Origin of the sequence: Microbacterium tenebrionis (assembly GCF_903645325.1) — a bacterium.
GTDB lineage: Bacteria > Actinomycetota > Actinomycetes > Actinomycetales > Microbacteriaceae > Microbacterium > Microbacterium tenebrionis.
On the sequence record NZ_CAHJXQ010000002.1, the window covers coordinates 30,818 to 42,735 of the forward strand.

The 11,918-nt window shown below is 68.8% G+C and carries 8 protein-coding genes and 3 pseudogenes; 3 read left to right on the forward strand and 8 right to left on the reverse strand.

Features of this window, described 5'->3' with window-relative positions:
* Positions 1-5: 5 nt before the first annotated feature.
* From HWX58_RS03550 to HWX58_RS03565, 4 genes are all read right to left on the reverse strand, one after another.
* Positions 6-1,547 carry a tyrosine-protein kinase domain-containing protein gene (locus tag HWX58_RS03550; protein ID WP_175985679.1) on the reverse strand — a complete coding sequence of 514 codons (1,542 nt, stop codon included), beginning with the start codon at positions 1,545-1,547 and terminating at the stop codon, positions 6-8.
* Between the two features lie 182 nt (positions 1,548-1,729).
* Positions 1,730-3,259: a sugar transferase gene (locus tag HWX58_RS03555; protein WP_175985680.1), complete on the reverse strand. Its 1,530-nt coding sequence runs from the start codon at positions 3,257-3,259 to the stop codon at positions 1,730-1,732.
* 340 nt (positions 3,260-3,599) lie between these two features.
* Entirely contained in the window at positions 3,600-4,193 is a 594-nt protein-coding gene (locus HWX58_RS03560) for a hypothetical protein (RefSeq protein WP_175985681.1), read from the reverse strand.
* Entirely contained in the window at positions 4,181-4,762 is a 582-nt protein-coding gene (locus HWX58_RS03565; RefSeq protein ID WP_175985682.1) for a hypothetical protein, read from the reverse strand. The genes HWX58_RS03560 and HWX58_RS03565 overlap by 13 nt, the downstream gene beginning before the upstream one ends.
* Between HWX58_RS03565 and HWX58_RS03570 the strand changes: the two genes are divergently transcribed.
* Entirely contained in the window at positions 4,746-5,390 is a 645-nt protein-coding gene (locus tag HWX58_RS03570) for an HNH endonuclease signature motif containing protein (protein ID WP_175985683.1), read from the forward strand. The genes HWX58_RS03565 and HWX58_RS03570 overlap by 17 nt on opposite strands.
* Before the next feature lie 224 nt (positions 5,391-5,614).
* The gene (locus HWX58_RS03575; protein ID WP_250646078.1) at positions 5,615-5,836 is read left to right on the forward strand and encodes a hypothetical protein; all 222 of its coding nucleotides are present in this window, start codon (positions 5,615-5,617) and stop codon (positions 5,834-5,836) included.
* Between the two features lie 54 nt (positions 5,837-5,890).
* Here the strand turns inward: HWX58_RS03575 and HWX58_RS14995 are convergent, their stop codons facing one another.
* The 4 genes and pseudogenes from HWX58_RS14995 to HWX58_RS03585 form a co-directional block, all read right to left on the reverse strand.
* The gene (locus HWX58_RS14995) at positions 5,891-7,201 is read right to left on the reverse strand and encodes a UDP-glucose dehydrogenase family protein (RefSeq protein ID WP_250646122.1); all 1,311 of its coding nucleotides are present in this window, start codon (positions 7,199-7,201) and stop codon (positions 5,891-5,893) included.
* Between the two features lie 867 nt (positions 7,202-8,068).
* A pseudogene (locus HWX58_RS15355) lies at positions 8,069-8,152 on the reverse strand (DUF4012 domain-containing protein); the annotation flags it as partial.
* Positions 8,153-8,198: 46 nt separating this feature from the next.
* Positions 8,199-9,116: pseudogene (locus HWX58_RS15000) on the reverse strand (DUF4012 domain-containing protein); the annotation flags it as partial.
* Positions 9,117-9,361: 245 nt separating this feature from the next.
* Positions 9,362-9,682: pseudogene (locus HWX58_RS03585) on the reverse strand (arsenate reductase/protein-tyrosine-phosphatase family protein); the annotation flags it as partial.
* A gap of 98 nt (positions 9,683-9,780) precedes the next feature.
* On the opposite strand from HWX58_RS03585, the gene HWX58_RS03590 reads away from it, so the two are divergent.
* The gene (locus HWX58_RS03590; RefSeq protein ID WP_438268235.1) at positions 9,781-11,889 is read left to right on the forward strand and encodes a heavy metal translocating P-type ATPase; all 2,109 of its coding nucleotides are present in this window, start codon (positions 9,781-9,783) and stop codon (positions 11,887-11,889) included.
* Positions 11,890-11,918: the final 29 nt, after the last annotated feature.

The window sequence follows — 11,918 nt, forward strand, 5'->3', positions numbered from 1 at the left end:
TGCGATCAACCCCCGGAGGAAGGCTCCTGCACCCGTGGCGACGTGTAGTAGCGGTCGTACGAGCTGGGGACGGGACGCGTCGACCCGTTGCCGACGAGCCCGAGCACACGCACACCGCGGGCGGTCAGGGCTTCGACTGTCTCGCTCAGCAGCTCGCGTCTGGTGCGCCCGAGGCGTGCGAGCACGACGGCTCCCGAGGCGGTCCTCGACAGCAGCGCCGCATCGACGAGACCGTACGACGGCGGCGAGTCGATCACCACGACGTCGGCGTCGTCTCGCAGCGTGGCGATTATCTGCGACAGGGCATCGGTGGCGAGCAGATCGGACGGATCCGACGGCTCCGGGCCGGAAGGCAGCACACGCAGGCCGTCGACTTCGGTGGTCCGGAGAGTGCCGAGGATCTCGTCCGTGCTGAGGGGTGCTGACTGCTCACGAGATCGGATGAGAAGATCCGCCAGTCCCGGTCCGTCCGCGGCCTCGCCGAAGTACTGATCCACGCTCGGGCGACGCAGGTCGCCGGCGACGAGAATGGTCGACTTGCCCGCGCGAGCCCAGATCGCAGCCAGGTTCGCTGCGACGAACGTCTTGCCGTCGTCCGGTTCGACGCTTGTGAAGACGAACGCGGCTCTGGGGCGAGGCTCCAGCACCTGCAGGCTCGTGCGCAGTCCGCGCAGTCCCTCGTTGAGCGCTGTGCGCGATCGGTCCAGAGCCGGCAGCCGGTGCGTCTGGCGGACGGACCGTCTATCCCGCGGCAGCTCGGCCAGGTATGGGGCGCCGGGGATGGATTCCAGGTCTTTGGCGGTGCGCACCCTCGTGTCGAACTGCGACCAGATCAGCGCGATCCCTGTCCCGGCGATGAGACCGCTGAGGAGGGCGACGGCGAGCAGGATCAGTGGAGGGCTCCCGTCGCGTTGTGCCGGTGAGGCGGCGGTCTGCAACGTCAGCGCGGGGCCGGAGAGGGTAATGAGATCGCGTTGGGTGCTCATCGTGCCGACGGTCTGCAGCGCACGCGCCAGAGATGCGGCGGCGATGGCATCATCAGGATCGGCGTTGGCCTTCACCTGCAGCACGGTCGCCTCTTTGGTCGCCTCATCGATCTGCTCGGCAAGGGTTGCAGCGCCGGTCTCGACCTGCGTCGCGACATAGGCCGCGTACGCCTCGGCCACCGCTGATGCACGCCGCTCGGCGGTGCCGGGGTCGGTGGCCGTCGCCGTTATCGTGAGAGTGTCACGGCGGGCTCCTTCGACTGATTCCCACGTCACCGACCCGTACAGCGAGGTCGGCGACTCGCCGGTGATATCTGCGGCCGCGCCCAGCACGTCCGGCGAAGCGAGGCTCTCGGGCTCGAGGTCGACGGCGATCGCCCCGAACGCGCTCTCGAGCTCGCCGGATGCCATGGCTGCGCTCGTGCGCAGCGTGGCTGTCGATGAGAACGTCGGCGTGGTGCGGCTCAGGAAGAAGAGCGTGCCGAGCACCGTGAGCACGGTCACCGCAAGGATGAGCCACCACCGCTGACGCAGCGCTGAAAGGATCTGACGGAATGTCACAGGTCTCCAGAGTCTTGTCGAACCACCCTATTGTGTCCCACGAGGTGCGTGCGCACAGCAAAGGGCACTGACACGTCGCAGTATGCGGCGTGTCCGCGCCCGTGCGGGGACGGCAGGAACGGGGCTGAGGGGTAGGCCCCGTTCCTGCCGGGCTTACGCGATCTCGCGGACCGGCCGGGGCATCAGTACGCCCCGCTGGGGTGCACCATGGCTCGGGCGGTGCTCCACATGAGCCGCAGGTCGTTCGAGATCGACCAGTTCTCCACATATCGCAGGTCGAGGCGCACGCTCTCGGCCCAGGACAGGTCGCTGCGCCCCGATACCTGCCATAGGCCCGTGATTCCGGGTCTCACATACAGTCGGCGTGCCACGTCGTCGTCGTAGTCGCTGACTTCGCTCGGCAGCGGTGGCCGAGGGCCGACGACGCTCATCTCGCCGGCGAGCACATTCCAGAACTGCGGTAGTTCGTCGAGCGAAAGTTTGCGCAGAATCCGGCCGACGCGGGTGATTCGCGGGTCATCCTTCATCTTGAACAGAAGGCCTGCGCCTTCGTTGCTCGCCTTCAACGCGGCGAGTCGCTGTTCGGCATCCGCGTGCATGGAGCGGAACTTGACGATTTGAAACGGCTTGCCGTCCCGACCCACCCGTTCCTGGAAGAAGAATACGGGACCGGGGGAATCGAGCTTGATCAGCAGTCCGAGCAGCGGCGTCATCACGACGATCGGGACGAGCGCGAGAGCTGCGGTGATCACGTCGAAGACGCGTTTGACCGCGTGCCTGGTGCCTTCGTACTCCGCGATCCGCATTCTGATCATGGGGAGTCCGTCGACCGTTGCGAACGACAGCCGGGAGGCGACGACGTCGGCGAGCCGATCGCAGAGAACGAGCTCTGCCGCCATTCCCTCGAGCTGCCAGCTGAGCCGCTTGACGAAGTCGGGCTCGTGATCAGGTTGGCCTGCGACGATCACGGCGTCGGCTCTGAGCTCGGCGGCGACCCTCGCGACGGAGGTGAGGTTGCCGAGCACGGGCACGACCGTGCGGCCGAGGTCGAGTTCGCGGGCGTTGGCGTCGAGCAGCGTGGCGCCGACGATCTGGTAGCCGGACATGCCGATCGGCTCCAGGGCTCGCACGGCGTACTCGACCTCATCGCGGTTGCCGACGACAAGAGTCCGCGACGTGAAACGGCCATGGCGGCGCTGGTTGCTCAGCCAGCGCCGCCACGACCACCGACTCATCAGAAGGCCGAGCAGGCCCATGGGGAGGGTGATGAGCACGGTGAGCCGCATCGAGTCCCAGCCGAGAAGAAGGGCCATTACCGCCATCAGTCCGATGGCGAGGCCCGAGGCATGCGCGATGCCTCGATACTCGGCGGTGCTCGAGCCGAACAGAGCCGTGAGGCTCGTGCGCATGGCGAGCAGCGTGGCGAACCACACCGCCGCCAACAGCGCAGCACGCGTCACGACATCCATGGGCGGTTCACCTAGATGAAGCTGGATTCCGGATGCGACGCCTGAGGCGATCGCGATCACGGCAGCATCCGTCAGGCCGAGGCGGGCGCGGTGCGCCCGTTCCCAGTGCAGACGGTGCTCCAGCGTCGCCGAGACGCGCGGCATGGGAGCCGTGGTCGTCTCGACCCGGACGCTCGGAACGACGGCCGCGACAGCGGTCGGTTCTTCGCGTGTCAGGCTCAGGGCGTTCTCCACGGACGTCATGTCCGTGCACCCCGAGCAATGCATGTACGCATACCCCAGTGCGACATTGCTTCCCCAGTTTCATCCCCAGTTACCGTGATCCCACATCACGGCGCATCCGAATGTCACAACCCCTTGTGACGGTTGGAAGACACGTGATCCCACATCACGGTTGTTCGCATCGATCCCACTCGATGCTCACTGTCTTGCAGTTCGGATGCCGATCACACTAGCCCAACCCGGCGTGGGATGCATAGACATTCAGCGGTTTATCTTGAAGATGACGTCGCGAAGGGGGTATGCCCCACCCGATCTCCTCCGGATACGGGGATGATCCCGTGTCCACGCGGTCGCCCGAACGTCACTCCGCGGCGCAGATCCGGTATCGTCCGCTGTCGGCGAGAACCTCGGTCGTGCATTCGGCACCGGTCAGCCGCGGGATGCCGTCCATCGCGGGGGCGTCGAACAGCCCGACGTGCGCCCCCGACAGGACGATCGCCGAGACCGCGGCGCCCCACGGCTGCGCGGACAGCCACGCCGCGTCGTTCTCGTCGACCCACGCGGCGAGCGGCTCGACGGCAGCGCGCTGGGCGGCGAGCGTCTCCCAGCGCTCGGCGGTGGTCGACGTGACGGCGTGGAGCGCCGAACCCGTGCCGATTCCGACGACGAGGGCGGACGCCGCGACGACCGCGAGCACGCGCGTCGTCCGCCCCCGCAGCAGCACTCCGCAAGCCCGTGCAGTCGAGGCCGCGAGGATCGGGAAGAACGCGAACACGCCGGGAGCCGGATGCCGCACCCACAGTGGCAGGTGCGAGGCGGTGGCCCACCATCCGACGAACGCGAGTGCGCCGACAGCCGCGGGCCACAGGTACAGTCCGACGGTGTGTGCCGAGGGATCACTTCGAGTCGTCAACAGCGCCCCGGCGATCAGAATCACCGAGATCACCGCGAGCACGACGGCCGCCCATTCCGGCAGCGACCATGAGCCGGCGAGGGTCGGCAACTTCTGCGCGACCGTCGTGGGTTCGACGTTCTGACCGCCGCTGCGCACGAACCACGCGAGACCAGCGCGAACACCTCGACCAGGAACGTCGGCAGAGCGACGAACAGCAGCGGCACCCACGATCGCTTCAGGGTCGCCACGAACCGCTCTCGCACAGACGCACCCGGTGCACTGACCCACAGCGCGACGGCGAACGCCGGCATTGCGAGCAGGGCGATGAGCTTCGCCTGCACGGCGAGACCGACGAGGAGCCCGGCGAGCCACGCGCGCCGTGGCAGCACGATCAGCGCCCACACGAGCAGAGCGGCCGCGGGGATCTCGCCCAGCAGATCCGCCGGTCCTTGGATGGGGGAGTTCCCGGCGCCGGTGGTGAAGGCGAGCGGGACGGCAACGGCGGCGAGAGCCGCCCACCGTCCGCCGATGCGGCAGCCGAGCACCGCCAGCCCCACGAGCAGCAGCGCCCAGTACGCCAGCGGAATGAGGCGTGCACCGATCACCGGGTCGATGCCTGTTGAGAGCACGGCCGCGACCGGGAGCAGGACCGCGGCGCCGGTGGAGATGCGCGGGTCGAACGGCGTCAGCGTCGAGCCGGAGAGCGCCGACGCCGAGTCTGTGTTCGGTGCGCGGCAGCCGGGAGTGCGCCTCGTGCAGGTCGTGGATGCCGACGGCCGCGGTGCACCGGTCGCGCACAGTGAGGACCACGTGCTGTCGCTTCCGGGGTCGTCCATCGATCAGCACATCTGCGACACCGGGATCGTGCCGGTCACGGTCGATGCGTGCGGAAATCCACTCGACGTTGGGCGGGAGCAGCGTCTGTTCACGCCGAAGCAGCGCATCGCTCTCGCGATCCGGGACGGCGGATGCCGTTGGCGAGCATGCGACCGGCCAGCGTCATACTGCGAATCGCACCACATCGATGAATGGCACCGAGATCAGGGCAGGACCGACATCGATCGCGGGATCCTGCTGTGCCGATACCATCACATGACTCTCCATCACGGCGGGTGGTGGATCACCCGCGACGGCACAGGCGACTTCGTCCTGCACCATCCGTCGGGTGAGACATTCCCGATGCGACCACGCGCGGCCTTGAGTTACGCCTGGGCCGGTATCGACCCGCCCCCGAAACGCTTCAGACCCGCTGCGTGACGCCCGTGCGCCACGCGAGCGTCGGCGCGGTCGCCGGCCGACCGTGCGTGCTTCGCGCAGTTGACGCCGTCGACGCACACAGAACCCACTCGACCCGCGCCGAAGGCAGATCGAGGCCGGTGCGCACGCCTTTGGGGTTTCGCCTCGCCACACGCCCTGCGTCATCCGTATGGTCGATTGCAAAGGTCACCTGCGGGGAACTCGGGCACAATGGGAGCGTGTACATGTCAGTCGAACCGATCACGATGCTCGTCAGCACCGTCTCGATCCTGCTTGCCCTTGCGGGTGGCTTCGGCTGGATGATTCATCGGATGGACTCGCGCATCGACTCCGTCGAGAGCAGGCTCGGAGCCCGCATCGACAGGGTCGCCGATGAGCTCGTCGAGGTGAAGATCGCGGTCGCTCGCATCGAGGGCACGCCGCGACACCTGATCACAGGTCGCTGATCGCCGACCCTTCGGGAGGCTGAAGGGTATGACGCGGATGCATGAGGCCGCCGACTACGGGCGGCCCATGCCGTAATAGGTCCAGCCGGCGGCGCGCCAGGCGGCGGCATCCAGTCCGTTGCGTCCGTCGACGACGACGCGTCCGTCCGTCAAGGTGCTGACGTGCTCGGGTGCCATCTCGCGCCGGTACTCATCCCACTCGGTCACCATCACGACGGCATCCGCGTCGCGCAGCGTCTCGTCACGGTCGGCGACATACGTCAGCTGCGGGTGGAGTCGCCGGGCGTTGTCGATCGCCCGCGGATCCGTCACGACGATCTCGGCACCGAGCCCGTTCAACCGCACGGCCACGTCCAGCGCGGGCGAGTCGCGCACATCATCGCTGTGCGGCTTGAACGCTGCCCCGAGCACGGCGATCTTCTTGCCGAACACCGAACCGCCCAGCCCCTCGATCACCAGTTCCACCGCCCGGTCGCGGCGGCGCATGTTGATGGCATCCACCTCGCGCAGGAAGTTCACCGACTCGCCGCGCCCGAGCTCCTCGGCCCGAGCGGCGAACGCGCGGATGTCCTTCGGCAGGCATCCGCCGCCGAACCCGATACCGGCACCGAGGAACCGTCTGCCGATGCGCACATCGTGCCCGATCGCATCCGCGAGCAGCGTCACGTCGGCTCCCGTCACCTCGGCGATCTCGGCCATCGCGTTGATGAACGAGATCTTCGTCGCCAGGAACGCGTTCGCCGACACCTTCACGAGCTCGGCCGTGGCGTAATCAGTGACGATGAACGGCGTGCCCTTCGCGACCGCCGGCGCGTACACTTCGCGCAGGATGTCGGCGGCGCGTTCGCCCTCGGCACCCTCGAGGACGCCGGCGACGAGACGGTCCGGATCGATCGTGTCCTGCACAGCCCACCCCTCGCGCAGGAACTCCGGGTTCCACACCAGCGTGGCGCCGGCATCCGACACCTTCGGGGCCAGCGTCGCGGCCGTCCCGACCGGAACCGTCGACTTGCCCGCGACGATGTCGCCCTCGCGCAGGTGCGGGGTCAGCGACGCGAACGCCTCGTTCACGTACGTGAGGTCGGCCGCGTGACCGCTCTGCTGCTGCGGCGTCCCCACACCGACGAAATGCACGGCCGAGCCGTCGGCGGCGTCGATGTCGGTGGTGAACTCCAGCCGCCCCGAGGCCATGCCCTCCGACAGGATCTCCTGCAGCCCCGGTTCGAAGAACGGCGCCTCGCCCCGCGAGAGCGCGTCGATCTTGCGCTGGTCGATGTCGATCCCGACGACGTGGTGCCCGATGGATGCCATGGCAGCCGCATGCACGGCTCCCAGGTACCCGCATCCGATCACTGAAAGCCGCATTGCTGTTCCTTCCCGTCGCGTACCGTGCTCCAGCTTCGACGTGCCGTCTACGTCTGGGAGAGCGGCGGTTGCCCGGGAGGGGAACGGCGGTTGAAGAAGCGATGCCATCTCACTCACACCCCTCTGCATCAGCTCCACGTCGACGGGGCGCACCATGGGGGTGTGCTGCACCTCGAGCGCACCGTAGGTGCCCGCCTCACCGGCGAACGTGGCCGTGATCGTGTGCGTCTGGGCGGGCAGGTTCTGCACCGCGATCTTCACCGCGCCACGCCCCAGGTGCTCGACCACCGTGCCGCGGACGGGCTCGCCGTCGACGGTGGCACCGGTGAACGTCGAGCCCACGGGCCCGTAGAACACGACGTAGGTCGCGACCGTGCCGCGCGCGAAGTACAGCGGCGGGTCGACGTACCAGGGAAGCCCCGCGACCTGGTCGGCCGCCACCGTGTTCGTCAGCGTCGCCGTCGTCGTGAACGTCGGCGACTCGGGCGAGATGCACTGCGTGGATGCCGCTGCGACGTCGAGCTGCATGAAGTAGTCCATCTTCGCTGCCGTGTAGTCGTTCAGGAAGACCCCGACGAGCGTGCGTTCGTCATTGGTCTCGGGCAGCCGCCCCGAGAGCTTCGAGTCGCCGACCAGCGCGGCCTCGGCGTCGCTCGCCGGCGAGTACATGAGACGGTTCTCGTCGACCGCTCGTGTGAGCGCCTGCAGCAGCGCCTGCGGGGGAGCGGCGCCCGAGGTGAGGACGGTGAACACCTCCTTCGCGGTGGCGGCGAAGAAAGCATCCTGATCCTCGGCATCGAACCGGGAGTAAACCTCGTGCAGCAGCACGTCGAGGGCGTTCTCGCTCGTCACGGTCACCGGCGATCCGGTGGCCGCCGGAACCGTCACAGGTCCGGTCGCCTCGAGCAGATAGCTCAGCGCGACCGGGTCGAACGAGATCACGGCATCCACGTGCGTGCCGAACGACTCCTCCCAGTACGCGCAGGATGTCGACCGACTCGCTGAAGTCGGGGCTCATCGTCGCATCGGTGACCCAGCGGCCCACCTTGTCGCCGTACAGCCCCTCAAGGCCCGGGTCGAGCGGGATGATCGGCGATGGCCTCGCGCTGCGGAAGTCTGCGCTCGATGCACTCTGGGTGAGGCGAAGCTCGCCCGCATCCGCCGTCACGAGCGCGAAGGCAGCCGGAATGCCGCCCGTGCTCCGCGACTCCGCGTTGTTCTGGAACACCAGCAGATATGTGCGAGGCGCGTCGGCGCCGAGCGCTGCCGGAAGCACGCCGATGATCTCGTCCGCGGCACCGAGCACGGGGCGTACCGCGCCCAGCGCTTCGGTCAATTGCATGAGCGCCCCATCGACCTGCGGCAGCAGATCGCGGCGGTCGAGCCCGGCGAGCTCCGTCGTCGCGTCATCGAGAGCCGTCGACGCATCGGCCAGCCTCGACTGCAACCGGGCGATCGCCGCGAGGTCCACCGCGCCGTCGACCGGCCTCAGCGCGTTGAGGGTGAGCTCGGATGCCGGCGCGATCACGGCCGTCGCCAGATCGTCGGTGACCTCGGCGGCGACGCGGATCGCGCGCAGATCGTCGCCGATCATCGGCAACCACTCGAGGCGCCGCCACATGCCGTCATCGGTCTGCGCCCTGGCATCCGCCGTCAGCGCGGTGAGCTGTTCGATCGCGGCCGCCGACGTGGCGGTGTCGCCGGAGAGGATCTGGTCGCGCACCGTGGATGCGAGCGGCATCGCCTGTTCGAGCGACGACTTCGCATCCATCGCCTGTGCGTAGACGCGATTGCCGACCACCCCGGCGGTGACGACGACGGCGATCAGCCCCAGCAGGGTTCCCAGAAGAACCCAGATCGCGGTGCGGCGGATGTGCGAACGCGAATGGCGTCCACGAACGTGCAGTTCTGACATCTGTCAACCCCTCCCCAGTGGTCGACGACCGTCACCTCCCCAGGCGAACGGTCGCAGGCGCGCGTCCCCACAACGCTGACGTTCCGCTGGGCGGAACTGCGAGTCTCAACCCCAGTCTCGGCTCACATGTGCCTGATCCTGAGACGTCACCAACTCTGCGGCGTCGGCGGTAGGCCCGTGGCCGGGTGACGCACCGGGAACAGTGCCATCGTGCGACCGGTCGCGCCGCCCGAGCGGATGCGTGCTCACGCGGTGAGTTCGCCGATGAGCGTCTCGACACGAGCGCGGATGTCGTCGCGGATGCACCGGACGGTCGCGGCATCCTGCCCCGCCGGGTCGTCGAGCTGCCAGTCCTCGTAGCGCTTGCCGGGGAAGATCGGGCACGCGTCGCCGCATCCCATCGTGATGACCACGTCGGACTCCCGCACGGCCTCGACGGTCAGCAGCTTCGGGGTGCCCGACGCGATGTCGATGCCCTCCTCGGCCATGACCTGGACGGCCGTGGGGTTGATCTGATCCTTCGGCTCGGAGCCCGCCGAGAGCACCTCGATGCGATCGCCGGCGAGCGCCAGAATAGGGATGCTCCGGTGCGGGCGGGGAATGCCGACGGGCGGTGGCGCCTTATACCCCCCTGGGGTATCCTGAACGGGAATCGAGGAGTCCTATGAATCAGCACGAGCACACGATGCACGAGCACGGCGAGCACGATCACGCGGCCGTGGCGCACGCCGAGCACGACCACTCCCATACCGGTCACGACGAGCATGGGCACGCCGGGCACGGAGGGCATGGTCACGCCGGCCACGGGGGCCACGGCGATCACGTCGGACAGTTCCGGCTGCTCTTCTGGATCATGCTCGTCGTCGCGATCCCGGTGATCGCCTTCTCGGGCATGTTCGCGATGGTGCTCGGCTACACGCTGCCGAATGCCGCATGGGTGCGCTGGATCTCGCCCGTGCTCGGCACCGTCATGTACATCTGGGGCGGCGCGCCGTTCCTCGTCGGCGCCGTGCGGGAACTGCGAGCACGCACGCCCGGCATGATGCTGCTGATCGGTCTCGCGATCACGGTCGCGTTCCTCGCGTCCTGGGGTGCGAGCCTGGGGATGCTGCACCACGAGCTCGAGTTCTGGTGGGAGCTCGCGCTGCTCATCGTCATCATGCTGCTCGGCCATTGGATCGAGATGCGCTCCCTCGCGCAGACCACCTCGGCGCTGGACTCGCTGGCAGCACTCCTGCCCGATGAGGCCGAGCGTGTCGAGGGCGACACCATCGTCACCGTCGCGCCTGCCGACCTGCGGGTCGGCGACGTCGTCGTGATCAGGCCGGGCGGGCGCGTCCCGGCGGACGGCACCGTCGTGCAGGGCTCGGCGAGCATGGACGAGTCGATGATCACGGGCGAGTCCCGCCCCGTCCGTCGCGCCGAGGGCGACCAGGTCGTCGCCGGCACGGTCGCCACGGACTCCGGACTTCGGGTCGAGGTCGCGGCGATCGGCGAGGACACGGCGCTCGCCGGCATCCAGAAGCTCGTCGCCGAGGCGCAGAACTCCAGTTCTCGCGCGCAGCGCATCGCCGACCGCGCTGCCGCGCTGCTGTTCTGGTTCGCCCTGATCGCCGCCGTCGTCACCGCCGTCGCGTGGAGTGTGCTCGGGATGCCGGACGAGGCCGTCGTGCGCACCATCACCGTTCTCGTCATCGCGTGCCCGCACGCCCTGGGCCTCGCGATCCCGCTCGTCGTCTCGATCGCGACCGAGCGCGCGGCGCGCGGCGGCGTGCTCGTGAAGGATCGGCTCGCGCTCGAGAGCATGCGCACGGTCGACACGGTGCTGTTCGACAAGACCGGAACGCTGACCAAGGGCGCGCCGGCGGTCACCGCCGTCCACCCGGCTGGCGACCTCGACGAGGACCGGCTGCTCGCGCTCGCCGCCGCGGCGGAGGCCGATTCGGAGCATCCGCTCGCCCGCGCGATCGTCGGCGCCGCCGAGCACCTCGCCGTGCCCGCGGCATCCGGGTTCTCGTCGTCGCCCGCGGTCGGCGTCCGCGCCGACGTCGACGGGCATGTCGTGCAGGTCGGCGGGCCGTACCTTCTCGAGCAGGAGGGCGCCTCGGAGCTTCCGGTCGCCGACGGCTGGCGCGCGGACGGAGCGATCATCCTGCACGTGCTCGTCGACGGGCAGGTGGCGGGTGCGCTGAAGCTCGCCGACGAGGTGCGCCCCGAATCGCGCGCGGCCGTCGAGGCGCTGCATGCGCGAGGCGTGCAGGTCGTCATGATCACGGGCGATGCGGAGGCCGTCGCATCCGCTGTGGCCTCCGATCTCGGGATCGACCGGTTCTTCGCCGGCGTCCGCCCGGAGGACAAGTCCGCCACGGTCAAGCAGCTGCAGGACGAGGGGCGCCGCGTCGCCATGGTCGGCGACGGTGTCAACGATGCGCCCGCGCTCGCGCAGGCCGACGTCGGCATCGCGATCGGTGCGGGAACCGACGTCGCGATCGCGTCCGCCGGGGTGGTCCTCGCGAGCGACGATCCGCGCGCCGTGCTGTCGATCATGGAGCTGTCGCGGGCGAGCTACCGCAAGATGACGCAGAACCTGTGGTGGGCGGCCGGTTACAACCTGCTGTCCGTGCCGCTGGCCGCAGGCGTGCTCGCACCGATCGGCTTCGTGCTGCCGATGTCGGTCGGGGCCGTGCTCATGTCGCTGTCGACGATCGTCGTCGCGTTGAACGCGCAGTGGCTGCGGCGGCTCGACATCCGCCCTGACAGACTCGCTGAATGAGGTCGCAGTGGCGCAGCGCACGGGCGGCG

Excerpts from the sequence above, each read along its gene's own strand:
- HWX58_RS03555 (WP_175985680.1), bottom strand. The coding sequence starts at position 3,259 with ATGACGTCCGTGGAGAACGCCCTGAGCCTGACACGCGAAGAACCGACC.
- HWX58_RS14995 (WP_250646122.1), bottom strand. The coding sequence starts at position 7,201 with ATGCGGCTTTCAGTGATCGGATGCGGGTACCTGGGAGCCGTGCATGCG.
- HWX58_RS03570 (WP_175985683.1), top strand. The coding sequence starts at position 4,746 with ATGCCTGTTGAGAGCACGGCCGCGACCGGGAGCAGGACCGCGGCGCCG.
- HWX58_RS03590 (WP_438268235.1), top strand. The coding sequence starts at position 9,781 with ATGAATCAGCACGAGCACACGATGCACGAGCACGGCGAGCACGATCAC.
- HWX58_RS03575 (WP_250646078.1), top strand. The coding sequence starts at position 5,615 with ATGTCAGTCGAACCGATCACGATGCTCGTCAGCACCGTCTCGATCCTG.